The sequence below is a fragment of the Candidatus Binataceae bacterium genome (genome assembly GCA_035508495.1).
In the GTDB taxonomy this organism is placed as follows: Bacteria; Desulfobacterota; Binatia; order Binatales; family Binataceae; genus JASHPB01.
Window position 1 is genome coordinate 56,935 of sequence record DATJMX010000084.1, and the last position, 26,126, is coordinate 83,060.

A 26,126-nucleotide genomic window follows, 5' to 3' on the forward strand; every position below is an offset into this window, starting at 1 on the left:
CCTCGCTAGAAAGTCAACGTCCACGAACCGCTGAGGCTCATCCCGGTGCCGAAGACTATCGGGCTGATCGTCTTGCGCGCCAGGATTGGCGCCGGCGCCGTCGTTCCCGGTAGTCCGACGCTCGCGTGATTGGCGAACAGGGCCAACTCCTGGATAGTGATTCCGTCGGCTCCGGTGTCCGACGTCGTGAGGCTCCAATCGAAGGTCACGCTGCCGTTGCCGTCTTCGCTATGGCTGTCGATCGCTTTGTAGTATGCGGGCGCGGTCAGCCCGGTATCACTAACCGTCGGCGCATTTGAACCCGAACCGAAGCCGATCGCGGAGGCGAATTGCCCGGTCGTATCGCCGCCGAGCAGTGCCGCGAGGGCGGGCAATCCTGCGTTAACAAACAGGTTGGATCGTTCGATTGTATATAGCAACCGTCCCGCCCCGAACACGCGCATCCGAACCAGACCTACAGGCCTCTTCATTTTAGCCTCCATTGAGGATCGCAACTCCATTCAGTATCAATGCCGGATCGGAGACCACCGGCTCATTCTGTCCATAGGTCATGCCGCTATGCCGATAGTGCGCGTTATACAGCGGCGCAATCGGTCCATAGGTATCGATAAAGGGATCTTCCTGGATAGCGACGTTCGTGCCTCCGTCCGAGATCATCGGCGCCGCATCAATCTGAAGCTCGGCGAGTCCACCCAACGTGAGCAGATCAGCAGGAGCCGGTGCGGAATCGGCCGTAGCTGGAACGACAAACCACACCGAGTCGAGCAGGGATCGCGCCGGCTTGAAAAAGTTCACCGCAGAGCCAATCGCGCTCGCTACCCCACTCGAAACGCCCTGCCCCGCAGCGATCTCGATCAACACCCGGAACACGGCCCAGCCCTGGTTGGACGGGTAGTGCGAGCCTCCCCACTGACTTTGGCCCTCGAGCAACGTCACCGTGGCCCATCCGAGAGCCGCCAACGCCTGCTTGATCGCGTATGGAGTGCCATTCGTCCGATGCAGGAGGATGGCGGACTTGATGAGTTCTCGCGCGGCCAGTTCGTTGGTATTCGTCGCGCCTGGAGTACCCGCGGCGAATAACAAGGTGTCAATGTCGATTAGTGAGTCGATACTCGTGAGCGCATCTATACTAGTCGTGACCGGAGCGACAAGCTGGTAGAAGGGCGAGATAATATCGAATTGCCAAGCGAGAAATGGCAGCGCCGCCGCCGGCACCGAATCAACGCGATAGACCAGCAGCGGCGTCAGGTCGAGCGCACCCAGCCGCGCGATCAGAGGCATGAGCCCCTGCGTGCGCGCGTCGTTGATCGAAGGGGCCGGCGTCAGTTCCGCCATCAGCTATGCTCCGTGCTGAACGCCACGCTTAACGAAATCGCCGTACAGTTCGCCCACTCTCCGGCAGTCAGTTGAGTGTACCCCGGCGCGGTGAGAGTGACCTCGTAAACGCCCGGCACTGAAAGGGCCGCGATAATCTGGCTCGGCACTATATCGCGCTGGATCTTTGCCGCCAGATCGATCGCGAATTGGGTAGCTGCCGTGTTTGCCGCGGCGGTAGTCGCGCTGGGGTCGGCATCCGAGAAAAGAGTAATCGTCCCTGCTATCTCATAGTCAACTTCGCTCACGGCGAGCACGTCGACGGTGTCGGTCAGCGGTCTCACGGTGTCGGCGTTAAGCGTGGCGGCTACCTTGCCAAGCAGCGCGCTGCCCGCGATGCCGGCATTGTTCGGCGCGGACGCCGGTTGCACGGTAATCGGGCCAGTCAGAATATACACGTCGACCGTGCCCGGGATCGGGCTCGTCACTTGCGCATCAACTATCGAAGGGTCGGCGCTCAACGCGAAAAAGCGATATGCACCGACGGGACCGGCCACGCTGAATTCGTTGGGCGCAGCCTGGATGCGCTGACGAAGATGATCGTCGGCCTCGGGAGCTGCCCCGCCCGAAGTCACAGCCGTGTTTGTAACCGACCCTATAGGTGCCGCCGGATTCAACTGTATATTGACCTGGCCCGCGAGATAGCCATTCGCTCCCGGTCCAGCCACCGTCGCCACGGCACCGATTGATCCGCTCGTGGCGCCCGGCGCGATAACGAGAGCGCTCGAAGTCGCGAACGAGAAGCTCCCATCATAAGTACCGACCAGCGTGCCCGCAGGGATCGTGTACGAAACTGTGAGCGCGTTCACGAGCGTGAACTGAAGCGTGGTCAGCGCGGGCTGAGCGCCAAGGCGGTTCACTCCCAGCAAGGCGCCCAGGTAGTCAATCATCGGGAACGACGCGAACGCGAGCAGGTTCTGCTGCGCGGCATATTGAATCGCGTTGCGTACCAACGATTCCCGGTACGCGTACAGATTGATCAGCAGACGCTCGACCTGGGCTGGGTAAAGAATTCGTCCCGCGGCCTGTTCGAACTCCGAGATCATGTCGGCCAGAATGAGGTTCGGATCGAGGCCGTCAGCGTCATTCACGAATACCGGCGGCGGAAGTGAAGGAATTCCCGCACCCATCAGGCACCTTTTATTCGTCGCGGACTTGTTTCATCAGCGCGCGGCCGAACCGCATAGTTCAACCAACAGCGGGAATGGTGATGCTGGAGGTCTGCGTCGGAGCCGAAACGCCACCGAGCCGCAGCTGCCACGTCAGCGTCACCTCATAATGCGCGCCTGCCTGCGCGGTATCATCGACCGCCGGCGCCACGTTAACCGTGACCAATTTCACGCGAGGCTCCCCTTGAGTAATCGCCTGCGTCAGCTCATTGACTATCGCGGGAATCGCGCGAGTTACCGGATAATCGATATATCGCCAGATATCGGCGCCGAATGTCGGGCGCAGCGGATCGCTGCCTTTCGGCGTAGTCAGAATAATTGCGATGCACTGGGCAACGTCGGCGAGACCTTGGACGACCTGGCCTATCGCTCCGAGTTTGAGCGACCAGTCGGCGGAAGTGATATCGGCAAGCGTGACCGCGGTGGCGCTCATGACTGCTTCATGTTTGCGCCACCGTCGAGGTCGTTGGCAGCGGCGGCGTTATCGCAACTCCCTGCGGACTTAGCGTGACCTGCGAACTCCCTGAGATGAGCTTGATTTCGCTGCTGTCGCTGATCGTTGCCCCATTTGTCGAGGTTACATGAACGCTACCCTCGCTCGTGATCGCGAGCTGGTGAGCGCCAGCGTCGTACGTGATCGACGCCCCGTCCTCAAACACGAGCGTCAGCACATGCGCGCCGCCATCGTACTTGAACGACGCTTCGTCTTGAAACCCCAGGGTAAACACATGAGCATTCGCGCTATACTCAATTGTCGCGCCATCGTCGAACGCAATGGTCATTTCATGAGCCCCGGCATCATATCTAAACGATGAGCCGTCCTGATATGCCGCGAGCATCATATGCTGTGTCGCGTCGTATCTGAGATCAGAGGCGTCAGCGAACCGCAGATCGAGAATGTGAAGTGCGCGATCGTACTCGAAGGAAGCGCCGTCCGCGAAACCTACATGCCACTTGTTCGCGCTGGCGACCGGCGTGGTATCCGTACTCGAGTAGATCGCGCCCAGCACAGCGCCCGCCTCGTCGCGCGAATCCATCAGGCAAATGACCTGTTCCCCGAGATCAGGAATCCAATACGCCTTGTCGTTCTGCGTCTTTGGCACGACAATCGGGAGCCAGTATGACTGCATCTGGTCATAGTCGGGAAAGATCACGCGAACGCGTGCCGTCGTCGCATCAAGCTCATCAACGATACCGACGCGAAAACCCAATGTTGCAGCTGTCTTCATGGGCTCCTCAACTCACGCGCCGCGCTGCGATGGCGGTGGTATAGCCAGTTGCGCGGTCGATTCGGTGACGCGCCGACTCAACCAGGTATGTGCCATCGAGGACACCCCAGCCGCTGATTGCGACCGTGATACCCGCGGCCAGCGCGGCGCTCCCGGGTCCGTCGATCGCCGTCTCGATGAAGCGCATATCGTGAAAATGCAATCCCGCAGCAGCCTTTACCGCCGCCTGGCTTCCATTTTCACATCTTGTCACCAGCTTCAGTGTGTTCGCGGTCGGAGTGGTCTCGGCGGAGCTCTGCGTTGCAGCTATCAGGCGCTTACCGACCGGATCCTGGTAAGCCACCTGTGCACCGGCATAGATTCCTCGCGATCGATTGCGGAAACCAAATCGTAACGTATTCGAGCGTTCGATGGTAATTACCGGTGCGGCGCTCTCCAGTGCCTCGAGTGCATAGAACACCATCAGGCTGCCGCGAACGGTAAAATCGTAGCCGTGCTCATCGGCCAGCCGCCGCAGAAATTCCAGATCCGTCTCACGTTTTTGAGTTACGCGCTCGTATGCCACGTCGGGCGTCTTTGGAGCGGTGATGAGCTGCAAACTGTACTTGTTCGCGATTGTCTCAGCGATTCCAAGTATTGTCTGCCCCTCGTATCCAGCGCTGTTGAGCGTTCGCATCGCGGGGGTTATGAACGCGGCGAGGCAGCGAATCTTCATCACGTCCGGCGGGCCGTCCAGCTCCAGCTCGTCGACTTGGAACGTTCCGCACGGTTGAAGTTCTTCGCCCTGATAGCCGATAGAGACGTTCACCTCATCGCCTAGTGCGGGATACCAAGGCCCTTGCCAGAGTTTGTCGCGATCCTCGAATTCGATCTCGAGCTCGCCGGAAGCAGATCCAAGGCGATCGTAGTAGTAAATCGTCCGCACCATCGGTCCGACCTCGGTGGTGATATCAATCCCCTGGTAGGTGAGAATCCAGTTCGGCGAGCGAACTGGATAGGCAAGAGCAGTAGCCATCAGGCGGCTCCATTCGCGCTGGTTTTCCAGGGCGGCAGGTTCGCGGGTGTCGAAGTGGGATTGAGAATCGGAATGTAGATCGTAATACCCGCTTCGAAAACGGCTTCGATCGATACACTGGGATTCGCCATGATAATCGGCGAATACTCAGTCGGATCGCCATAGAAACGCCACGCGAGCAAATCCCATCGCTCTCCGGCGCTCGTTATATGAGCGATGAATTGCGATGTCGCCATCAGGCGATCGAGCTCCTCGTAATGACCGAGGTCGGAACATCGCCGGCATCGAGATCGGGCGACTCGGGAGCCGACGGGGGTAGGATGTTGAGCAGCGGCGACACACCCGGCAGCAGCCCGGATAACGAGCCGCCGGGCTGCGACGTCACCTGCACGGACGAACTACCGCCGCTGATCGCCAACGGCACAAATGACGGGAGCGGCGGTGCGCCTGTTGATAGCTCTGAGGTGAGGGCCCATTGCTTGAGCCGCACCCGCACCTCGGTCGCGATCAGATCGCCAACCGCCGACAACTGCTCCATCTTCACCGCCATCGCGACGATCACGTAAGTGCCAATGAACTGCCCATTGCCCAGCACCAGCGGCAATGCGAGATGGCTATCAGCGGCGGTTTGCAGCAGGGTTAGCGATGTCAGCGGATCGCTGATCGACTTATGCAGCAGCATGCCGAGATCGAGGCGTTCGAGATCATCGCCGACCCACTGCAGGAGGGGACTCGATTCCACCACGCGATGTTCCGCATAGTCCCAGCGCCTGAGCGATTCGATACGGCCTGGGGAATTCACTACTTGAAACACGATGTCACCAAGAACCGCAAACATCAGATGCTCCTAAAAGCGCAGACGCTCACGGCGCGCCGCTTCCCGTTTTATCTGGTCGAACAATTCAGCTCGATGACGTCGCAAGGCCGAACTGATGCGTTGCTCAATGTCTTCCATGTCGTTGCTATCGCGGACCACAACGGTAGGTGCCGAATGAAGCGTCAGCGATGAGGTGGCAAACGGCCCGTCGCTCGCCGCGCTTCTCCGAGCTGTAAGATCGGAGAATGAGGGCGATTCCAAGCGCGGTTGCGGTGCAATGACGCCGGTTCGATCATCACCCGAAACTCGTGCAGGAAAGTAATATTTGTTCCCTTGCGGACCGCGCGTTTGAGTGTGCCGCCGCTCCAACCCGACCAGCCGTTGCAACGGGAGGAACCTCTCACGCCCGGCCTGCGCCAGCTTACTCTGCGGAGGACGAATGCCGGAGATTGCAGCGACGGACCCCACACCCGCGTGTGATTCAATCGTCGACAGGGTTTCCAACGCACCGACCCCGGAACGCATCCGTTTCAATATTTGCGCGGCCGGTTTCTTAATCGGTAAAGATCCGATCGCACGTGTGAGCAGCGCGGGCCTATCGATCGCGGTTGATTGCCGTTCTATCTTCGCAGGCGTTCGCATGGCCTCAACCAGATTACGTGTCACCCGCAGTGAAGTTCCGATCTTACGTGGGACCGACGACCGCCCCGACTTTGCGAATTGACTTGCCGCGCCCACGCCCCTGGTTACTCTCGCGGTTGCGCCCTGCCATCGCGCCGCAGCCTTGCGAGCACGAAGCCCGGCTTCGAGTTTCGAGCGTTTTGCCACCGAACTACTCTTGCGCTCCGTGACCGTGGCGATCAGCGACATGGCGAACCGAGGTGGCGGCCTCGACTCGCATCGGGCGGCCCCCGAGCTCGCGACCGTTGAGAATATCCACGGCTTGCATCGCATCGACCTCGGAGCACATCTCCACAAAGCCGAAGCCTCGCGAGCGGCCGTCGAAACGATCGCGCACGATTTCAGCGCGCTCGACCGCTCCGACTTCGGCGAATGCGGCGCGCAGCGCGTCGTCCTCAAGCTTGAAACTCAAATTGCCTACGAACAATCTCGCTGCCATCGGATTGCCTCGAATTACTCAGTCGTCGACGGACTTTCCCTCCGCTCGCTGGAATTGCTCGATTGCCTCGAGCCAGTAGCCAATCTCAGCGAGGTCCATTTCCTTCAGTTCGCTCGGTGCAAACCCGAAATGAACTAATCCTGCGAATCCCGCTGCGGAGGGAGCTCGAAATTTTCGCCGACTACCTCGTTCTGCAAGGCCAGGACGTCGCCAAGATCCATTTCCATGACGTCCTCAAAGACGATGCGGCGGCCATCGATTTCACAAAGCTCGGCGATGAGAGCGAACACTACCGCCGTGGGATCGCCACCCGTCGCCGCCCGCTGCGCGCGCATCAGATCGCGGCCATGAGCGTGTCGAATCTTCGCCTCGGCACCCGAGGGCAGCGCGAGCGTTCGACATCCTTCGCCGTCTCCTGCTGCGATTCTTACTCCGTTCACGATAATCTCCTCTGAATTCATAGTGTCTGTCTCCAATTCGTCAGCCGCCGAGGTTCGATCGGAAATTGGCCAGTTGATCCACGCCGCCAACCACGTAGATATTCGCGAAAACGTCATATAAATAGATTTGCACCCCTGCGACATATAACTCGCAGTGGTAGACACTGATACTCGACGAGGTCTCGACCATCTGATGCTGCCGGAATGCCGGGCTACCCGCGTCTTTGAATACTCCGGTCATGAGGTAAACGACCGGCAGCTCTGCGATGCGGCCCTGGCTGGTGTATTGCTCCAGGTTGCCACGGGTTTGAAATTGATGACTCTGGAATGGACTTGCCGCGATGGTTAATGCGTCGGCATCGAACGACGCCCACTTTATGCGCGACTCGAGTTTCTCGACGCCAGCCCAAAGTTCGGCCGTGCCGGCCATGCCGAGCCCTTTGTAGTCGATCATGCGATGCTTCGGTTGCGCGATCTCGATCTCCTGGGCGCGGCCCAGGAGATTTACGCCGTCGATGTACACATTCGCATTAGTCAGAGAATTGATCTGGATATTCATCGGAGTTCACTGGCGATGCGGTCGTTCCCCTGACTGTTCATGACGTTGCGCCCGCGGCAGCCGTGATCGCGTTGGTCTGTCCGAGTTGCTGCAGCAGCGTGATGTCGATGAAGGTCTGGAATGTCAGCCGTTCCGCCGGAGGCGGAGGCATCACGTCGATATCAAATACCAGCTGACCAGCCGAAATCTGCGCGGGAGGATTCTCAGACGGATCGTAGCTCGCGGCACCGGCCACCAGAGCTCCGCGTTGAATCAATGAACGGATGAATGCATTCACACTCGCCAGCACGGCGGTTATCAGTGCGTTCGAAATCGGCTGGTCGATAAACTGGAGCATCGAAAGCTCGACAGATTCCTCGATGATGTCCATCGTGCGGAGCACCGAGATGAAGTTGTCTGGTGCGGTATCAGTCGGGAACGCGGCCGAGCGGTTGCCCCAGATTCGCAGTCCCGTACCGAAGGCGTTGAACACGGTTACGATTCCGGCAGCGTTGAGATTGTTGGTATCGGAGTTAGAATCGAGTATTGACGAATAGATGGACACGTCAGGTCCCAGGATGCCGTTGACTTGCGTATTCGACGGCGACCACCAGTAGCCTTTCGCGAGATCCTTCGCCGCGATCGCGCCCGCTAGCCACTGCGAAAATGGCCCGGTTTGATTGGTGTTCGATGCAGTGGTGAGTGGTGCGCCCGCGGCGGTGAGTGTTACCCCAGTCGGAATCAGACCGGTATCGAGGAAGGTTTCCTGCGGATAACAGAGAATCGCGCGCACGCTCGAGGTATCGAAGGCGTTACCGCCGCTGCCTCGGTTAGCGATTGCCGCGTCGACGGAAGTCGCTGGCGGAGAATCGATGAGTGCCACCGCGCGAAGCGTTCCCGCCATCGTCGTCAGAGCACTCGCGACATCGGCGCTTTGCGAATAGCAGGGCGCTATCAGAATCTTCGGGAAGAACCCCAAAGCGCTGTAGCTCGTCTGTAAAACCTGCAGTCCCGTATAAACGCCGCTTGCTACAGCGCCGATGATGTCCGAGTCGGCGACTTTTGTGGGATCCGCGTAGTCGAAGGCGACCAGCACAGTCGCCCCTGACGAGATGTGCCCACCCGAAACGAGCGAGATTATCCCGTTGATCGGATCGACTGAGTAATCGGTGCCCGCCGTATAGGTTGTGCCGGCCGGGTCGCTGGTTACAACGACGTTCGACACTCCCATGTGCGCGAGATTGATTACGCCCTGGGTGTTGAAGGTCAATGCTGTCGCAGCAATCGCGGTGAAGTGACGGGTCGGATCAAAAACGTTGACTACCAACGCCTGTCCAGCGCCTTGAGCCTGAATCGCTGCTAGCGCATAGGGAATCGAATATCCCTGGACCAGCGGTCCCAAGTTGGCGGCATCGAGCGCCGACGAAACAAGGTTGAGTGAATTCGGTGCAGGCGCCGTGGATGGTGCGACCACGGCCCAGGTCGGGGCCGTGCCGACGAGTCCGATCACAGCAGATTTTACTACCGTGATTGGCACCGGACCGGAAGGCACTTCGACTACTTCAACTCCATGGAGAAAACTGGCTGGCATTACTCACCTGCTAGTGGGATGTCTCGAGTGGCTATTCGGACGCTTTCCTCACGGACTGGGCGCAGTCTGACCTTGCACCGCGATGATTTCCTCCGCGAAGCTGTATGCGACCTGCACGCTTTCGCCGGTCGATAATGCGCCACCGCTGATTGCCGAGATAACCCCGGTGACGCGGTTGACACTGTAATCAACGTTCTGCTGGAGCTCGACGCCGCCCGCGGCAGTTACTGTCACGGCAAATACATTCTGGTTTGGCAATGTGATATTGCCGCTCGAATCTACCGTGTAGGAGGCAGCAGCTACCGTGATCGCAGTCGTGCCGCCTTCGTCCATCGCGACACCTTTGGTAAAGAGCGGGAAGTTCGGCGTGGTGCTCGGCTCGACCGCCATCGTTACCAGCGCAAAGTTGCTGGCGTAGATCCAGACGCCGCCCTGCCGATCGCGTTCGATGAATCGCTCACGCAGCGGATACATCTTGCGGCAGGCCGGCACGATGAAGCCCGTGAGCGCCGCGCGAATCGACTCGATAATCGCGTACGCGCCCGGGCTGGTCCCATCGGGAGCGGAGCCCACGCCCCATCCAAGGTCGCGCATCATTATCGTGATCTCGAACTCGAGCCGGCGTTCTTGGATGATCGCGGCGGTATCGAGCAGCTCGCCGTATTTCGCACCCGCGTAGCGCACCAGCGCCGCGCCTACGCGGTGAGTCATGCGATATGACTCCGGGTCATCGGGAAAATGAGCAATTTCGATCCCGCTGATCGTCGCCTGGAGCCGCGCCACGATCGCGCTCTCGATCGACTCGAGGTCGGTCGGAGTCGGCGGCGAGAAGGTTTGCCCGGTCCATGGGCTGTCGAGCATCACGCCCATTTCAGAAGCCCTTCAATCGATCGCGAGTAAAAACGCGGCCCGGCCCTTCAACCGTTTCCGCATCGACCGCGATCGGTGCCTCTCTGCCATCGACCGCGAGTCCCAGCGTGAGCTCGCCGGAGGCGACCTTGGAGAGGACCGCGGTGGCATCGTCGTATCGGCGGCGCGCGTCGGCCAGGTCATGAAGCGGACGCAAGGACTGCAAACGATACATCGCGATGTCACTCGAAAGGCGGTTCAATACCGCAGGCGGATCGCTCAGCGGCAGAGTGAATCGCGCTTCGAGGTAAGAATCGATTTCCGCCGCTGCGTCATCGAGCGCCTGCTGCAGCGACGTGGTATTGACGGTCGTCGCAGTCGGATCCTCATTCGTGAGCTGAACCAGGTCGCGATTCGGATACCGATTGATCATGTCCTGTGGCGATGCGTAACTCACTGGCTATTCCTTGAATGCAATCTCAGCAGCTCGGCCCCGCGGGCGCGGACGGGGGATGCCCGCGCCCGCGGGAGGCCTTCGCCGGCTCCGCGGGCAGGAGGAGGAACCCGCGGCGCCGGCCGCGAGGGAGACTAGGAGAGGTACTCGCTGACAATCAGATCCGCGCTGTTGCGCCAGATATTGGTGGTTGCAACGCTGGCGCTCGCGCCGGTGCCGGCCATGAATTCGGAATTGAGCAGCTGGCGCGCGACTTCTTCGAGCGAGGGCGGCACTACGAGGTAGACTCCGGTGCGGCTCGAAAGCGCGCCGAACGGCTGACCCGCGTCGGTTTTGAACCCGCGCATCGCGGCCCGCGCCGCGCCGTAGTTGGCTGGATTACTCAGATCGGTGTTGCTGGCGTAAGCAAGCTGCCAGAGACCGACCCCAGTGTTGGCGCGCCCGTCGACGCCGTAGCGGAACTCGCGCCGATTGAATACTGCTTCATCGGTGACCGAGTTCATGCGCGTAACTGCATATTCGCGGCGGAGCTGGAAAATGAACGGGCGAATCGCCCGCGAGGCATCGACCAAATACCAGTATGAACCGCTGCCGCTGGTGTTCACATTCGAAGCAGTGGCGCCGCCTGGCTCACCCATCAAGCCGACCGGGTGACTCGCCGAAAAGAACGGCTCGCCGTCGAAGCCAACGACCAGCGACGGATTACTCACTGCGTTAGCCAGCATCGAGAACAGCAGCATGTCGGGATGAATCTTGGTATCCCATCCGAGCTGCTCGATGATCGGCTCGTAAACGCCGTACGTGTCGTCTTCGATATCGTTGCGATCGATCGACACTGTATCTTCGAAGTTTTTGTTGACGATCGTGTAGGTATGCGCTTCGAGGGCCTGCACCACGCGATCGCCCAGCCATTCGCGAAACTTGGTCGTGCGCCCGAGCCATGGATAGGTCGTCTGGCGCGAGCCCGATCGCACTACCGACGCGATCTGCTCGTAATACGAAGGCGGCTTTTCGAAGCCGCGCTGAAATACTACGTCGAATCCGGTGAACAGGGCGCTCAGATTTGCAGCCGAAATTTCCATTATGCTTACCTGCCCGTGATACTGGATGCGCTCAGGACGCCACGTTGGCCTGATGCCAGAAATCGACCCACACCTGGCCGGTCGAATCGATTGCGACGACCTGGCCCGCGACTGCGTATTGCTGGACCGAAGCGCCGCTGGCGCGATCCGCCGCAGTCACGTTGTTATCGTCGAGCGCGAAGCACTGCGCGCCCACCTGCGCCGCGCCAATCGAACTATCCTGCCCGTAAAGAAAAACGCCTTTGCGTATAACGATGGAGAGCGCGCCAGCCGCGCCCGGATTGTTGATCGCGTTCTCACCTACGGTGCCGTCCTGCACGCGCTCGGCGCGGCCGATAATCTTGAGCGCGTTGGCGGTCGTGGTCGTGGCTGAGGCAGGCACCGCATTGCCCGCCGCGTCGAGCGCGACCATCCCGCCCAGGTAGATGTTGGTATTCGCTTCAACGGGATAGACGCGGAACCGCCCGCCATCGCCCATCTCCGGCGTATTGCGTGAGTTCGTCAGAGCCGCCATCGCCTATGCTCTCCTTGTCGCGCGGCGCCTGGTTGCGCCGGCATACGCGGTCGTTTCAGCGCTCGGAGCTGTCGCGGCCAAGGCGCAGGAAGTCGTCGCCACCGTGCTTGCGCCGGAGATAATCAGAATTTTTCACGCCGAGTTGGGTGCAGATCGCGGTTTCGATTGTCGAGAGGATACCGCGCGGCTCGCGTCCCGTGGGATCGGCGCCAAGGCCCGATTCGCCTGCGACGACGACCGGCTGCTTTGCGGCAAATGCCTGGAAACCGCGCGCGTCGGCGGCGCAGTATGCGATCGCCCACTCGCGCTGCGCGGGGATGAGCTTGCCGGCACGAATCGCCGCATCGACGGCGAGCTCGGCTTTCTCGCGCGCGCGTTCGGCGCGAATCGCATTGAGCTCGGTGAGAGCTTTCTGGAATTCCGCCACCGCCACGTAGCGCGCGGGATCGGGCAGCACAGCGTTCACGTCGGTCGCGGAGCCGTCGTCGTCGAGCAGCGCGCGCACGCCTTCGACGACATCGTCCGGCGTCGCGTCATCAGCCAGGCCGAGCAGCGCTCTCAGCTTGTCAAGAAGATCTTCCATGATGCCGTCCTTGGCGGCGGCGGTAAGATGCGCCGCCGTCGCGATCGCGGTCAGGTGGAGATTGGGATTGTTGGTAAGCCCGGCGCGGAGCAGCCGGGTCACGGTTCCATTTTCGGGATCGAACTGAAAGACCGGCGACAGGTAGCGATACTCGCGGGCCGCGATTGCCGCCGCCGCGCGCTCGGTCCATTCGACTCGCCCCCAGACGGCGCCCTTGCGAACCTCGAGCTCGCGGATCCATCCGGCGGCGGGCGCGGGCCGGCCTTCGGGCGCGGCAAAGTCAGTCGCATGGTCGTAATCGATCGGGATCCCCGCCTCCATCCCGAGCCCCGCCGTGGCGGCGATCACCGCCTTTGGATTTGAAAGGCGAAATGGTCCGCGTCCGTCGCGCCCGTGGAAAATTCCGGCTGGGAGCAATTCGACCCAGGCCGGCGGCGCCGACTGCAACGCGGACCTTGGTGGGAGCGCCTGATCTGGCGTGTATGAGGCGGGCACGCCGGCCGAGACAGCCTTGGCGACTAGCGTCGGAGGGCTTTCGATGCTGGCGTGTGTGCTGAGGTCATCCATCGCGCGGCATTGTGCCGCGATCGTGAAAAAGCGGTAAGGCTGAATTGTTCATCCTGAATCTTTATCAATCAATAAGTATCTATAACTAGCAATTCTAACCGCGATTTCGGTCGTGATTTTCCGCTGCGAACGCGTATGCTGCGCGTGCCGATCTGCGTAGTCTGACCGCTCAGCATATGAAATCGAAGCTTCCAGTGATTGAAATTACGGGCCTGCGCGTCGAACGCGAAGCAACGATCATCCGCGCGATCGACTGGCGCGTGATGCGCGGCGAGAACTGGACCATCCTTGGCCCGAACGGCTCAGGCAAGACCTCGCTGCTGCGCGCGATGACGGGTTATCTGGCGCCGACCGTGGGCTCGATCAGCGTGCTCGGCGAGACTTACGGCCGCAGCGACTGGCGCGAGTTGCGCACGCGCATCGGGCTCGTGAGCTCGAGCGTTCAGCAGCTGATGGAAGACTCGGAGACCGCGCTCAAGGCCGTCATCAGCGGACGCTATGCGCAAATCGGCTACTGGGGCGAGATTGCCGCGGTCGATCGCAAACGCGCCGCGGCGATTCTACGACGTATCGAGGCGATCGCGATCGCCGATCGGATGTGGCTGCATCTGTCGCAGGGCGAGCGCCAGCGCGTGCTGATCGGACGTGCGCTGATGGCCGAGCCCAAGCTGCTCATCCTCGACGAGCCCTGCGCGGGACTCGATCCCGTGGCACGCGAGCACTTCCTGCAATTCATCCGCCGCCTGGCGGCACGGCGCGGCGCGCCGGCGATGATCCTGGTCACCCATCATGTCGAGGAGATCGTCGACGCATTCTCGCACGTGTTGATTCTGAAATCGGGCGAGGTGCTGGCGGCGGGCCGGCGCGAAGCAATCCTCAACTCGAAGAATCTGAGCCGTGCCTTCGGAGCAGCGGTGACCCTCGTGCGCGAGCGCGGCCGCTATGCGCTCAAGGTCAGGCCACAGACGCGGGTCGTTATCTGACCGGTCAATCCAATTCGCGGCCTTTCAATCTCCGGTTCCCGTCAGTGAAATGCTTATCTTCGGATGCGACGGATCGCTGCTCTCGATCGTGATCGTCCTGGAGAAGCTGCCCGTCGTCGTCGGCTCGAACTTAACGGCCACCGGCGACGAATGCTTGTAGGTTATCGCGATCTGGGTCGAGCCCGAGCTGAATGGCGCCGTGGGCGGAACCGGTTTCGCGATCAGCGTCACCTTGCCGGCGTCGCCGATCGTGAGGTTGAGGCTCTTGGTCGTGCCGCGCTTGACCTTTCCGAATGCGAGCGAGGCCGGACTCCACGTCATCTCGCTGCCCGCCCGAGCGGCGATAGCGGGAGTGGCAGTCGGCGTCGGTGTCGGCGTGGGCGTTCGAGTGAGCGACGGCCGCGGAGTTGAGGTGGCGGTTGGAGTCGCAGACCTCGTCGGCGTCGGCTTTGCCGTAGCGGTCGGGGTTGCAGTCGAGGTCGAGGTCGCGGTCGCGGTCGCGGTAGGAGTCGGCGTTGGATTTGGCTGATCGATTTCGACTGCGCGGTTGTTGCCGCTGTCGGCGATCCAGAGATTCTGCGCGGCATCAAAAGCGAGATCGCCGGGCATGCACAGACTGTCCGCTCCGACACCGTTGAGGTCCGCCGGCGCGACTCCGCCCTCGCATCCATTGCCGCTGAAGTTCGACGCTGCGCCCTGCCCCATCACGCGCGTGGCCGAGGGGTCCGCTGTGAATGGCGGATCGAACTCAAGAACGCGATTATTCGCAGTGTCGGCCACCAGGAGGCGCCCGACCGCATCCGCCGCAACTCCGAGCGGCGCGCACAGGACAGAGGCGCTCGTCATCGCGCCGGCATTGCACTTGATCGCATTGAAGGCGCCGGCCTGGCCGAAAACCCGGTTCGCGGACTGTGAGGTGAGAGGCGTATCAAATTCGAGCACGCGATTGTTCAGCGTATCGGCGATGTAGAGAATTCCGTCCGGATCGATCGCAACGCCCTGCGGATCGCACAAGGTCGCGGCGCTCGGGCCGCTGCTGTTGCACGTGTTGCCGCTCGAGGTTGCCTGACCGAACACGAGCAATCCAACCTTCGAAGTCAGCGGCGCGCCGAATTCAACGACGCGATTGTTGCCGGCGTCGGCGACATACAACCTTCCCGATGAGTCGAGCGTGAGGCCGCCGGGAGAGCACAAAGTTGCAAGCGTCACGCTGCTCGAGCATTCGAGGGTCGTGAAACCGGGCTGGCCTAAAACTGTATTCGCAGCGAATGCCGCGCTCGGCCGCGAGTTGGGATAGGCCGCGAACGGATCGCCGAAAATCAGCACGCGATTGTTGCGCGTATCGGCGACGTACACGTTCCCCGACCGATCAACCGCGACGCCGGATGGCGCGCACAAACTGTCAGCACCAAGTCCGTTATTGTCCGACGCGCCATTGCCGTCGTTGCACTTGTAGCTGCCCAGATCGGGCTGGCCGAGCGCGAGATCGGCCGCCTGCCCGGCGGTGAACGATGACACATCGTACCATCCGAGCACGCGATTGTTGCGCGCGTCGGCGACATAAAGATGCGGATGGCCGGGTACCGAAACCGCATCGAGCGCGGTGGCGGCCGGAGCATCGAGGCCGATCGCATCGACCAGGTTGAGCGCATTGGAGCCGTATTGTTGCGGGCCCTGCCCCGCGACTCCCGACGCGACCTTGGTCTCGGGCGGATTCTGCTCGGTGAACTGCAGCGCGCGATTGTTCCCTTCGTCGGCTACGTAGAGCCAGTTGTTGCCATCAATCGCGAGCCCCATCGGAAACGACAACGAGGCCGACGTTGCGCCCATGCCATTGGCGCCGATCGCCAGATTAACCGTCGCCGTGTTGGGAAGCGCCAGCGCCTGCTGGTACTCGAGGATCTGACTCGTCGGCTCCGACGCGAGGTAGAAATTCCCATTGCTATCGACGGCGACGCCCGACGGACTCAGGATACCGTTGCCCGAGAAAATCAGATTCGCGGTGGTGCCGTTGGTCTGCCCCGCGCCAAACGGACCGGTGAATTCGAGTGCGCGATTATTCGCCGTGTCGCTCGCGAACAGGTTGCCCGACTGATCGAGCGCGAGCCCGACGCCGATGAAACCGTTGAAGCACAGTTGTGCAGCGGCGCCGAGGCCGCTCTGATTGCACGCGCTGGTCGTGAAACTTCCGCCCTGGCCGAACACGACATCCGCGGTTGCGTCGCCCGAGTTTCCGATCGCACCTTTCACGGCGGATGCCGGCAGCGGCTTGAAGTAAACCAGGATGCGGTTGTTGCCGACGTCGTCGACGAACAGATTGCCCGATCCATCGAGCGCGAGACCCTGCGGACCCGCCAGACTGTCGGCGCTGGTGCCACCGTCGTTGACCATCGACGACATCAGATCGCCGCTCTGGCCGAATACGAGCTGCGCCGCGAACGACGCCGTCTGCCCGCTCGACTTCATCGCCGCGAATGGATCGCTGTAGAGCGTCACACGATTGTTTCCCGTATCCGCGATGTAGACGTTGTGGGCGCTATCGACCGCCACACCGGCCGGCTCGTTGAGCGTCGTCGCGCCGGCGGTCGCCCCCTGGTTCGCATACGGCGAGTTGAAGTCCGGCTGTCCGATGACGAGATCCGCAGGATTGCCCGCCGCGAACGATGCCGTGCTCGCGTATCCCAGGACGCGACTGTTAGCGGTATCAGCAACGAAGACGTGGCCCGAGACATTGTCAACCGTGATCGCATGCGGGGCGTCCATCCCCGTCGCATCGACAAAGTTCGGCGCCGTCTTGGTAAAATCGATTTGTCCGAGGAGGTGGGCCGCCGATGTGTCGCCCGTTGCCGCACGCAGACGGCCATCAATCGCTTCAGCGACCAAAGCTACCGCGATCAGGATAATCGCGGCCCCGGCGCGCGCTCCCATTGACGAACGCATGCCATGTCCCCTTTCACCGCCTCAGGGCAGGTAAGTCAGTTGGCAGACATCTGCTAGACTTGGGCGATAATACACAGATTATGATGCTAATAGAATAGATTAGCATTCTTTTGCGACTCAGTGGCCGTACTTGCGGGTTTTTACGGCGATCATTTTCCCTGCTAAAGTGGCTCGCGATTTCACTTCGGACCCATCCGCGAAAAGGAGACCGCGATCATGAACATCAAAGAGCGCGTTGCTTTTGTCGCCCTGACTGTGGTGTCGGCGACTGTCGGCGGCGCAATCTCCGGCCACTTCCTTGGCGGTTCAACCGTCGATGCCGCGGCGCATCCTCATACGATGGCCGCGCAGAAGTTCATCCTCACTGACATGCACGGCAAGACGCGCGGCGTCTTTGATGTCACCGACAAGGGCGTCGCGGAAGTCGCCGTCTATGACGCCGGCGGTACACTGCGTGCGGGCCTTGGAGTTGGCGCTGAAGGTGCGCCCGCACTCGGCATCTATGGCAAGGACGGCAAGCCGCGCGCCGAGGTCGGCCTCGCGGGTGGCGTCGCGCAGGTTCTGCTCTTCGATACTGACGGCAATAAGCACGTCGCGCTCGGCGTCACGCCTGAAGGCTCAGCGGGACTGGCGCTGATCGACAAGGCGGGGCAGGATCGAGCGTCGCTGGTGCTCGACGATACGGGCACACCGGCGCTGCGGCTCTACGACAAGAGCGGCGCGTCGCGAATCGGGATCGGCGTGACGCCTGACAGTCTTCCTGGCGTCGCGTTGCTCGCGAATGGCAAAACGCGCGCCGCACTCAGCCTCAATGCTGACGGCTCAGGCGCTGTCACGATCTACGATGACGCCGGCAATACCAAGGCGAGCCTGCCCTAACGTCCCAATCGATCACGCATCAAGCGGCGCGGAGTTCGCTCTCCGCGCCGCATTAGTATCGGCTTGCGCAACGATCGTATAAGACAATAGCGGCCTCGGGTGCCGGAGCTGGGATGTTTTCAGGAAAGACGTTTTTCGCCGCCATCGCTACCGCGCTCGTCGTCGCGGGATGCTCCGGGATGAAGAATCCTCTCGCTGAGCCGCAACCGACTCAGGAGCAGGTTGCACATCAGGAAGGCCAGATGCTCGCGGCCGCGGGCTTCGTACAGGTTCCGATCGACAATGATCTTCGCAAGCAGCGCGCCGCGCAACTGGTTCCGCTGAAGGTCCAATATATCGTCGGCCGCACCGGCACTCTGCACTACTGGATGTCAGACCCGTACGGATGCGAGTGCCTTTATCGCGGCAACGAACAGGACTACCAGAAGTACGAGAAGTACAAGACGGAGGCGCAGTTCAACGCGCAAGAAGCCGAAGTCGCGCAGAACTCGGTCGAAAACGCCGAGGCCGAGCAGATGTACGACAGCATGGAACTGATGAATCCCTACGGCATCGGCTTCGGCCCGCTCTACGGGTATTGATTGCGCTATACTGACGACAAAGTCGTCGTCGTCATTTATCATGACATTTGACGATGGCGCCGACAGGCGTAATCGTTCCGCTTTCGGTTGATCTTCCGGCTCTGCCTCACACGAATTGGGCACACAGTTCGATCTCGGACGCGCCGCTCGCCACGACCCGCTGCCTTCGATTTATTTCTCAGACGATCCCGGCGCCGACCTGGAAGCGTACGCCGATACTTATTTGCAGCAGGAGATCGTAGCCGGGGGCGCCACTGGCAATATTGGCGATACACCTCCGGATTCGAAGTAATGAAATTCTTCTTGCGAGCGTAACCTTTGCCGGAGCTTTCCGTTTACCTTGCGGACTGCTTGAACAGAGGTTCGCAATGGCTGACCAGCAGAGCACGATCTCTTTGCCGCCGCTCTATAACATTTCGATCGGACACTTCTTCTCGCGCGCGCTGGCGCTGGCGGCCAAACTCAAGCTCGCCGATCTCATGAAGAACGGCCCGCGCCGCTGCGCGGATCTTGCCGCGGCGACGGGAACGAACGCGACGGCTTTGCGCCGCGTGATGCGTCTGCTGGTGAGTGTCGGCATCTTCGATGAGATTGAAAGCGGCGAGTTCAAGCTGACGCCTGCCGGAGAACCGTTGCGAACTGACGTGCCCGGTTCGATGCGCGCGATGGTGATGCTGTTTGCGGGCGTCGGCATCCAGGACGGATGGAAAGAACTCGAGTACTGCGTCGCGACGGGCGAACCGTCGTTTCGCAGACATTCGCCCGACGCCAACGCGTTCACCGCGATGTTCGCCGATCCTGAAGCGGCGAAGATCTTTGACCAGGCGATGGCGACCTTCACCGCACAAACCTCGATCGCGATTGCGGCGGCATACGACTTCTCGCGCTTCGGCCGGATCGCCGATATCGGCGGCGGCAATGGCGCGTTGATGATCGGAATCCTGCGCGCCAATCCTGGTCTCCGCGGTGTAGTCTTCGATCAGCCGGGCACGGCCGAGCGCGCCAGCGCCGCAATCTCGGAAGCAGGGTTGACCTCGCGATGCGAAGCAATCGGCGGTGATTTCTTCAAGGACATCCCGCCCGGATGCGACGCGTATCTGCTGAAGCATGTCATTCACGACTGGAATGACGACGAGGCGATCAGGATTCTCAGCAACTGCCATCGCGCAATGAAATCCGCGGCGACCTTGATCGTCGCCGAAGGCGTCTATCCAAAGAAAATCAGCGAAAGCGAACTATGCCGCGGCGCAACCGCGACCGACGTGAACATGCTGGTAAGCACCGGCGGCCGCCAGCGCTCCGAAGCCGATTTCCGAGCATTGTTCAACGCGACCGGATTCAGATTGACCCAGATTGTCTCAACCCCGGCGCGCCTGAGTCTTGTTGAAGGCCAACGGACGCCCTAGTGAAAATCCCTCCAGAACGCACGATCGTCCTAGGATTGGTGGATCGAATCACGTAAAGTACGACCCGTGGGCGATCTAATATCTCAGCCTGGTCGGCAGAAGTTTATCGTCGAACTGCTCAAGCCATCGCACTACGACGATGATGGTTACGTGATTCAGTGGTTTCGCGGCTCGATTCCGTCGAACTCGCTGTCCGCGCTTTACGGCATCACGCTCGATGCGAGCGAGCGTAAAGTGCTGGGCGACAACGTTGATATCGAGATCACTCCCCGCGACGAAACCAACCTTACGCTGCCGATCAAGAAGATCATCCGCAACTTCAAGCGCAACAACAATCGCGGCATCGTGTTCCTGGTCGGCGTGCAGAGCAACCAGTTCCCGCGTGCGATGCATATCGCGCGGCAGCTCCGCGCTGCCGGGATACAGGTCGCGATCGGTGGCTTCCACGTCAGCGGATGCCTCGCGATGCTGCCCGAGATTCCGCCCGACATCCAGGAAGCGATCGACCTCGGCATCACCCTTTTCGTGGGCGAGGCCGAGGGCCGCATCGACGACTTTCTGCGCGCCGCGTACGACGGCACGCTGAAGCCGATGTACAACTATCTCGCCGAGCTGCCCGGGATGGACGGCGCGACGCTGCCGTTCCTCACCAAGGATCACATCAGCCGCTACCTCGGTAATATCGGCAGCTTCGACGCGGGGCGCGGATGCCCGTTCAGTTGCAGCTTCTGCACGATCATCAATGTGCAGGGCCGCAAGTCGCGCTACCGCACGGCGGACGACGTCGAGCACCTGATGCGCCAGCATGCGTCGCAGGGCGTGCACAGCTTCTTCATCACCGACGATAATTTCGCGCGCAACAAAAACTGGGAAGCGATCCTCGATCGCCTGATCGTGATGCGGCGCAAGGAAAAGATCCGCCTCAACATCACGATGCAGGTGGACACGCTCTGCCATAAGATTCCGAACTTCATCGCGAAGTGCGAGCGGGCGGGAGTGAAGCGGATTTTCATCGGCCTCGAGAACATCAACCCGGAAAACCTCCGCATCGCATCCAAGGGTCAGAATCGCATCACCGAATATCGCAAGATGCTGCAGGCCTGGCGCCAGCAGAAGATCATGACCTTCGCCGGCTATATCCTGGGCTTCCCCGGCGATACGCCGCAGAGCATCGAGCGCGATATCGAGATCATCAAGCGCGAGTTGCCGATCGATATCCTCGAGTTTTTCATCCTGACGCCGCTCCCCGGCTCGCAGGATCACAAGGAAATGTATCTCAAGGGCGCGCGGCTCGATCCTGACATGAACCGCTACGACCTCGAGCACGTGACCAGCGATCACGGCAGCATGACATCCGAAGAGATGGCCGCGATTTACGATCGCGCGTGGCATCTCTACTACACGCCCGAGCACATCCAGACGCTGATGAAACGCAACATCGCGAGCGGCGGACGGTCGAGCCGGATGGCCGCGATGATCTTCTATTACTACGGATGCTACCTGCATGAGGGCGTGCATCCGCTGCAGGGCGGAGCGTTCCGGCGCAAGGTACGTTCGCAGCGGCGGCCCGGGATGCCGATTGAAAATCCGCTCGTATTCTATCCGAAGCGGCTGGCGGAGATCGCGAAAGTTTACGGCCGCGCAGGTCTCTATGCGCTGTGGTTGGAGCGCGTGCGCCGCCGATGCGAGGCCGATCCGAAGAAGATGGAATACATCGATCTCGCCACGACGCCGGTCACCGACGAGACGGCCGAGGAGCTCCAGATGTACGAGCTCAACGACTCCAGTCGCGCCGCGGTCGAGCAAGCGAAAGCGCGCCAGCGCCGCGCAAATCGGACATCCTCGCCAGCGCAGGCTGCATCGTAACACTCTTCGGGACAAGCCTCGCCTTCGGCAAAGCCCCCCAAATGATCGCGCGGAGCGACTCTCAACGGCATCGGAGGCGCGCAGCGCGCCGTCTTAATGGCGGGCAGGGACGCCCGCCCCACTATATTTTCTCCGCAAGAAGAGACTCCGAAGATCGTGAAGATGACTTTATGTCATCTTGATAAACCAGCCGCCATCGACTTCGTTAACGCGGCGACTGGCGCAACACCATCGATACGATCGATCGCACCGTCTCGAAATTTTCCGGCATCAGCTCGGCGTCGGGTATCTCGACGCCGAAGCTTTCCTCGCAGAATGCTACCGTCTTCACCACCGCCATCGAGTCGATTAGCCCTAGTTCGAATAACGAATCGTCGGTTCCGATCGTTCCCACGATCTTCGATGCGAAAAGATCGAGCAACAGGAAATCTTTGACCGCATTTTCGATCGCCTCGCGATTCATTTCTTTTCTTCCGCCGAACGATCCAATCCCGCGCCGAGCGCGCGGCGGTCGACTTTGCCATTGGAGCTGATCGGCAGCGCCGCGCGGAACTCGAATCGTTCCGGAACCATGTAGCGCGGCAGGGTCATGAAGCAGTGCTCGCTGAGCACGCGCTCGTCGATGCTCGCGCATTCATTGCGCTCGACGACAGCGCGCAGACGATGGCCAGTTAATGCGTCCTCGTCAACCACGACGATCGCCCTCGCGACGCCGGGATGCTGATTGAGCGCGCGTTCCACTTCGGCGATCTCGACGCGATAACCGCGAATCTTGACCTGCTGATCGGCGCGCCCGACAAGCTCGAAAGTGCCGTCCGAAAGCCGTCGCACGAGATCGCCGGTGCGGCTCGCGCGCACCATCTCGCCTTTGATCTCGATCGTCGGCATCAGCTCAGCGGTGAGTTCCGGAAGTCCCCAGTAGCCGCTCATCAGGCCGGGTCCGGTGATCCACAATTCGCCGACTTCGTTGTGCGCGACCGGCTTCAGTTCCTCGTCGAGCGGATGCAACCCGCAGTCCGCAGGCACAAGGCCGATGGTGCGCAGATCGCGCTCTTCGGGCGGGCGCTTGATTTCGTGATAGCTCCGCACCTTCGCCTCGGTACGGCCATACACCTGGATGAATCGGACCTGCGGCAGCAGTTCCATAAGCTCGCGCATCCGCGCGAGCGGCAGCGTCTCGCCCCCGAAGGCGACCAGCCGCAGCGCGGAGAAATCGAGCGCCGCGAAATTACCACGCCTCACCATCATCACCAGCGCGCTCGGCACCAGGTACCAGATCGTCAAGCGCTGCTCGGCGAAGCTGCGCGCGAGCGCGGCAGGGAACGATCCGATTCGCCGCGGCACCAGGTATGTCGCGGCGCCGGCTGCCACCGATGCGAAGATGTCGAGCGTGGACATCACACTCTGCAGCGGCGTGTAACCCGCGATGCGATCGTCGGCGTCGATGCCAAAGACGCCGGGCGTCCAGCGCGCTTGATCGGCGAGGCTGCGATGCGACGTCATGACGCCCTTCGGCTCGCCGGTGGAGCCCGAGGTGTAATAAACGCTCGCCAGCGCCTCGGGTTTGATTTCAATCCTCGGCGCAGTCGCGCTCTCATTTGCGATTTCACTCCATGAGACCAGCGGCACGCTCGATGCCGTTTCTGGAACGTTCGAATCGAGGAGCCAGGTCGCGCGCATCGGTGTCCGCTCTTCGAATGCGGCCTGGATCTGCGCGATACGGTCGCTGGTCGTGAACAACGCGGAGATTTCGCAGTTGCGCGAGATCGTTGCCATCCGCGCCGGCGGTGCGGTCGGATCGATTGGCACGTACGCAGCGCCCGCCTTCGCCACTCCCCACAGCGCCGCGAGACCTTCGAGCGATCGATCGAACCATAGCGCGACGCGATCCCCGGAGCGGATGCCGCCGCGCAAGAGCGAATGACCGATGCGACTCGACAATGCATCGAGCTCGCCGTAAGTCAGGCGCCGATTTTCCATCACCAGCGCCGGACGTTCCGCATAGCGCTCGGCGGCCTCCTCGAGGAGCGCCGGCAGCACGGCGGGCCGCATCACGAATCAATCCCCGGAGCGAGCGCGCGCACCCAGTTCATTGCGCGCTCGAATATCGCCGGCTCCATCTCAACGGAATGAACATTGCCCGGCCAGATTTCGATCTGGAGCCTGGCGCGCGCCTCGTCGGACAAGGTCGCGAACAACTCGCGCTCAGCGATCGCGAATTCCCGGCGTAGCATGTCGTCTTCGCCGTAGAGGAACAGCGCTCGGCTGTGCGCATTCGCAAGAGCGCGAACGCCCTGTTCCAATGTGGGAAGGACCTGCGAAGCGGCCTTTGCAGCGCCGAGTGCCGCGATCATCTTGCCGCCGCTGCGCAGCATCGTGGCTGGATTCTTGAGACGCGCGAGCAGATTCGCCGGTGACTGTGCGCTGCGCGTCAGACGCTCCATCGGCGAGGTCTGAATCGGTTCGGCAGTGGCGGGCGGCGCGATACATACGAGCCCGTCGATCGCGCTGGCGCAAGTGATCGCCGCTTCGATCGCGCACAGCGCGTCGAGGCAATAGCCAATCACTACAAAGCGCGCGAAGCCGCGCGATGCGCGCAGATATTCGATCGCGGCGAGCATATCCGCGCCGTGCGGATTGTGCCGGCTGTCGATTTCGCTCGGTCCGTCGCTCTCACCGCTGCCGGCGAGATCGAATCGCATCGCCGCAAATCCGGATGCAGCAAGAATTCGTGACGCGAGAACCGGCATCCGCCGAAATGCGAACCGCGGCCGGGCCGGAAAGATAACGCAGCGGCTGTCCGCAGATGCCGCGGGCGCAGCTGGTGTGAAGATACCGCAGAGCCGCCCCAACGCTCCGGCAAATTCAACCGGCTCCTCCGCGCGAGCGCGTGCAGCGATCGCGGGGCTCTCAGACCAGTCCATCGAGCCAGTCTCCCATCCGGCGCGAAAGATTATCGAGCGTGCCCCACGACTCGAAGCCATTGTCCCAGACCGGTTCCTCGTCGAACTGAATCGTTGTGACCGTCGCGCCCTGCCGCTCCAGCATCGCCTGCAGCGCGTGATGCTCCATTGCCAGCGACGAGCGGCGCTGAATCTGCGCCAGCAGCGTCGGCCGCGACCATCCTTCGAGAGCGCGCGCGAGGTTCGCCAGGACCGCGCTCGCATAGAACTTCGGATGAAGATCGAAACCGAGCAGGGACACTGCGCGGCCGTGATTGAGCTCATCGACCATCTGCTCGGCGGTGAGCGGCGGACGCCGCCCGCGCGAGACCTCGAAGAACAGCACGCGGCGCATCAGCATCCGGAAATAATCCCGCGCGTTGTGAACCGGCTCCCAGAGCGCGAGCGCCGCAGTATCGTTGCGGCGCTGAATCGCAGTCGCCGCGACGAGTGCGCCGAAGCGGATTCCCACCCATACGATTCGCGTGGCGCCGGTTTCCGCGATCGCACGATCGGCAGCAGCCATCGCGTCGTCAACCAGTCCGTCGAAATCGAGCTCGGCGAACTCTCCGGCTGAATCGCCGTGCGCGCGCGCATGGTACGAAAATGTCGAATAGCCGCGGCGCGCGAGGATGTCGGCGCCCAGCACCTCCGCGCGCCAGTTGAACAACTGCTCCTGCGCCAAGCCGTGGCAATAGACGATCACGGGCGCATCGGCGGACGCCCAGCGACGTATCACGCCGTAGAGCGGACGCCCATCGGAAATGAAGAACTGACGATGTCTTACAGGTTCGGCGAATTCACTCACTGCGCGATGCCGATTCTTCTCGACTTTGCGAGCCAGCCCCGCTCGCGACTGGCGCCAGAACCTAGCGCATCATCGCTTGGAGGGACAATCGAAGCGGCGTCTGCTTTTCACATCGCCGGTGAAAGGCAGTGTCCCGAATCGTGTCCCGCGTGGAGACGCTTAGTTCTTGCGCGACATCGCGTAGGCGCAGAACGCGATCGCGTAGATACATCCGAGGATCAAGGTAAGCTCGAATTCTCTGAACATTTTTTTCGTGCCTTCAAGGTCAGCTCGACATACTTCACTATCCCTTCTCAGATTCAGCATCGGTCGTGCCGGTGTCGCGCCGAAGCGGCCTCATTCTCTAAACGAAACTTCAGTTTCGGGCCGCGCGCGCATC

At 61.3% G+C, this 26,126-nt stretch carries 29 protein-coding genes; 6 read left to right on the forward strand and 23 right to left on the reverse strand.

Going from position 1 to position 26,126, the window contains the following annotated elements; translation table 11 throughout:
* Positions 1-5: 5 nt before the first annotated feature.
* The 18 genes from VMA09_23875 to VMA09_23960 all read right to left on the reverse strand — a co-directional run bounded on the left by VMA09_23875 (position 6) and on the right by VMA09_23960 (position 13,342).
* Positions 6-470 (reverse strand): hypothetical protein, encoded by a 465-nt coding sequence (locus tag VMA09_23875; GenBank protein HUA36664.1) that lies wholly within the window; start codon positions 468-470, stop codon positions 6-8.
* Position 471: 1 nt separating this feature from the next.
* Entirely contained in the window at positions 472-1,335 is an 864-nt protein-coding gene (locus VMA09_23880) for a phage tail protein (GenBank protein ID HUA36665.1), read from the reverse strand.
* The gene (locus VMA09_23885; GenBank protein HUA36666.1) at positions 1,335-2,504 is read right to left on the reverse strand and encodes a baseplate J/gp47 family protein; all 1,170 of its coding nucleotides are present in this window, start codon (positions 2,502-2,504) and stop codon (positions 1,335-1,337) included. Before VMA09_23885 ends, VMA09_23880 begins: the two co-directional genes overlap by 1 nt.
* A 58-nt stretch (positions 2,505-2,562) precedes the next feature.
* Positions 2,563-2,976, reverse strand: coding sequence for a GPW/gp25 family protein (locus VMA09_23890; protein HUA36667.1), 414 nt, complete (start codon positions 2,974-2,976; stop codon positions 2,563-2,565).
* Between the two features lie 7 nt (positions 2,977-2,983).
* Positions 2,984-3,772 carry a phage baseplate assembly protein V gene (locus VMA09_23895; GenBank protein ID HUA36668.1) on the reverse strand — a complete coding sequence of 263 codons (789 nt, stop codon included), beginning with the start codon at positions 3,770-3,772 and terminating at the stop codon, positions 2,984-2,986.
* Between the two features lie 7 nt (positions 3,773-3,779).
* A complete protein-coding gene (locus VMA09_23900) occupies positions 3,780-4,787 on the reverse strand; it encodes a contractile injection system protein, VgrG/Pvc8 family (GenBank protein HUA36669.1) in 1,008 nt (335 codons plus the stop codon).
* Positions 4,787-5,023 (reverse strand): tail protein X, encoded by a 237-nt coding sequence (locus VMA09_23905; GenBank protein HUA36670.1) that lies wholly within the window; start codon positions 5,021-5,023, stop codon positions 4,787-4,789. The genes VMA09_23900 and VMA09_23905 overlap by 1 nt, the downstream gene beginning before the upstream one ends.
* The gene (locus tag VMA09_23910) at positions 5,023-5,625 is read right to left on the reverse strand and encodes a phage tail protein (protein HUA36671.1); all 603 of its coding nucleotides are present in this window, start codon (positions 5,623-5,625) and stop codon (positions 5,023-5,025) included. The genes VMA09_23905 and VMA09_23910 overlap by 1 nt, the downstream gene beginning before the upstream one ends.
* A 9-nt stretch (positions 5,626-5,634) precedes the next feature.
* Complete coding sequence (locus tag VMA09_23915; GenBank protein ID HUA36672.1) at positions 5,635-6,270, reverse strand: hypothetical protein; 636 nt, start codon at positions 6,268-6,270, stop codon at positions 5,635-5,637.
* Positions 6,271-6,436: 166 nt separating this feature from the next.
* Positions 6,437-6,724, reverse strand: a complete 288-nt coding sequence (locus tag VMA09_23920; GenBank protein ID HUA36673.1) for a hypothetical protein — start codon at positions 6,722-6,724, stop codon at positions 6,437-6,439.
* Positions 6,725-6,858: 134 nt separating this feature from the next.
* Positions 6,859-7,185, reverse strand: a complete 327-nt coding sequence (locus VMA09_23925) for a hypothetical protein (GenBank protein ID HUA36674.1) — start codon at positions 7,183-7,185, stop codon at positions 6,859-6,861.
* 19 nt (positions 7,186-7,204) lie between these two features.
* Complete coding sequence (locus tag VMA09_23930; protein ID HUA36675.1) at positions 7,205-7,723, reverse strand: phage major tail tube protein; 519 nt, start codon at positions 7,721-7,723, stop codon at positions 7,205-7,207.
* Positions 7,724-7,760: 37 nt separating this feature from the next.
* Positions 7,761-9,293 carry a phage tail sheath subtilisin-like domain-containing protein gene (locus VMA09_23935; protein HUA36676.1) on the reverse strand — a complete coding sequence of 511 codons (1,533 nt, stop codon included), beginning with the start codon at positions 9,291-9,293 and terminating at the stop codon, positions 7,761-7,763.
* Between the two features lie 48 nt (positions 9,294-9,341).
* Entirely contained in the window at positions 9,342-10,163 is an 822-nt protein-coding gene (locus tag VMA09_23940) for a Gp37 family protein (GenBank protein HUA36677.1), read from the reverse strand.
* Between the two features lies 1 nt (position 10,164).
* On the reverse strand, positions 10,165-10,599 hold the full coding sequence (locus tag VMA09_23945; GenBank protein HUA36678.1) for a phage protein Gp36 family protein: 435 nt from the start codon (positions 10,597-10,599) through the stop codon (positions 10,165-10,167).
* Between the two features lie 131 nt (positions 10,600-10,730).
* Positions 10,731-11,678, reverse strand: a complete 948-nt coding sequence (locus VMA09_23950) for a Mu-like prophage major head subunit gpT family protein (protein ID HUA36679.1) — start codon at positions 11,676-11,678, stop codon at positions 10,731-10,733.
* Between the two features lie 31 nt (positions 11,679-11,709).
* On the reverse strand, positions 11,710-12,192 hold the full coding sequence (locus VMA09_23955; GenBank protein HUA36680.1) for a hypothetical protein: 483 nt from the start codon (positions 12,190-12,192) through the stop codon (positions 11,710-11,712).
* Between the two features lie 55 nt (positions 12,193-12,247).
* The gene (locus tag VMA09_23960) at positions 12,248-13,342 is read right to left on the reverse strand and encodes a phage protease (GenBank protein HUA36681.1); all 1,095 of its coding nucleotides are present in this window, start codon (positions 13,340-13,342) and stop codon (positions 12,248-12,250) included.
* Between the two features lie 176 nt (positions 13,343-13,518).
* On the opposite strand from VMA09_23960, the gene VMA09_23965 reads away from it, so the two are divergent.
* On the forward strand, positions 13,519-14,325 hold the full coding sequence (locus tag VMA09_23965) for an ATP-binding cassette domain-containing protein (protein HUA36682.1): 807 nt from the start codon (positions 13,519-13,521) through the stop codon (positions 14,323-14,325).
* Positions 14,326-14,349: 24 nt separating this feature from the next.
* Here the strand turns inward: VMA09_23965 and VMA09_23970 are convergent, their stop codons facing one another.
* A complete protein-coding gene (locus VMA09_23970) occupies positions 14,350-17,265 on the reverse strand; it encodes a hypothetical protein (GenBank protein ID HUA36683.1) in 2,916 nt (971 codons plus the stop codon).
* A gap of 216 nt (positions 17,266-17,481) precedes the next feature.
* On the opposite strand from VMA09_23970, the gene VMA09_23975 reads away from it, so the two are divergent.
* From VMA09_23975 to VMA09_23995, 5 genes are all read left to right on the forward strand, one after another.
* Positions 17,482-18,144: a hypothetical protein gene (locus tag VMA09_23975; GenBank protein HUA36684.1), complete on the forward strand. Its 663-nt coding sequence runs from the start codon at positions 17,482-17,484 to the stop codon at positions 18,142-18,144.
* A gap of 113 nt (positions 18,145-18,257) precedes the next feature.
* Positions 18,258-18,725, forward strand: coding sequence for a hypothetical protein (locus tag VMA09_23980; GenBank protein HUA36685.1), 468 nt, complete (start codon positions 18,258-18,260; stop codon positions 18,723-18,725).
* 115 nt (positions 18,726-18,840) lie between these two features.
* Positions 18,841-19,017, forward strand: a complete 177-nt coding sequence (locus VMA09_23985; protein HUA36686.1) for a hypothetical protein — start codon at positions 18,841-18,843, stop codon at positions 19,015-19,017.
* Between the two features lie 76 nt (positions 19,018-19,093).
* The gene (locus VMA09_23990; protein HUA36687.1) at positions 19,094-20,131 is read left to right on the forward strand and encodes a methyltransferase; all 1,038 of its coding nucleotides are present in this window, start codon (positions 19,094-19,096) and stop codon (positions 20,129-20,131) included.
* Positions 20,132-20,197: 66 nt separating this feature from the next.
* Complete coding sequence (locus VMA09_23995; GenBank protein ID HUA36688.1) at positions 20,198-21,997, forward strand: radical SAM protein; 1,800 nt, start codon at positions 20,198-20,200, stop codon at positions 21,995-21,997.
* A gap of 205 nt (positions 21,998-22,202) precedes the next feature.
* Here the strand turns inward: VMA09_23995 and VMA09_24000 are convergent, their stop codons facing one another.
* Genes VMA09_24000 through VMA09_24015 form a run of 4 tightly spaced genes read right to left on the reverse strand, consistent with a single transcriptional unit; the run spans position 22,203 to position 25,747 of the window.
* Positions 22,203-22,460, reverse strand: a complete 258-nt coding sequence (locus VMA09_24000) for a phosphopantetheine-binding protein (protein HUA36689.1) — start codon at positions 22,458-22,460, stop codon at positions 22,203-22,205.
* Positions 22,457-24,049: an amino acid adenylation domain-containing protein gene (locus VMA09_24005; GenBank protein ID HUA36690.1), complete on the reverse strand. Its 1,593-nt coding sequence runs from the start codon at positions 24,047-24,049 to the stop codon at positions 22,457-22,459. Before VMA09_24005 ends, VMA09_24000 begins: the two co-directional genes overlap by 4 nt.
* Positions 24,049-24,981, reverse strand: a complete 933-nt coding sequence (locus VMA09_24010) for an alpha/beta hydrolase family protein (GenBank protein ID HUA36691.1) — start codon at positions 24,979-24,981, stop codon at positions 24,049-24,051. The genes VMA09_24005 and VMA09_24010 overlap by 1 nt, the downstream gene beginning before the upstream one ends.
* Positions 24,908-25,747, reverse strand: a complete 840-nt coding sequence (locus tag VMA09_24015) for an alpha/beta hydrolase (GenBank protein HUA36692.1) — start codon at positions 25,745-25,747, stop codon at positions 24,908-24,910. Before VMA09_24015 ends, VMA09_24010 begins: the two co-directional genes overlap by 74 nt.
* Positions 25,748-26,126 lie beyond the last annotated feature (379 nt).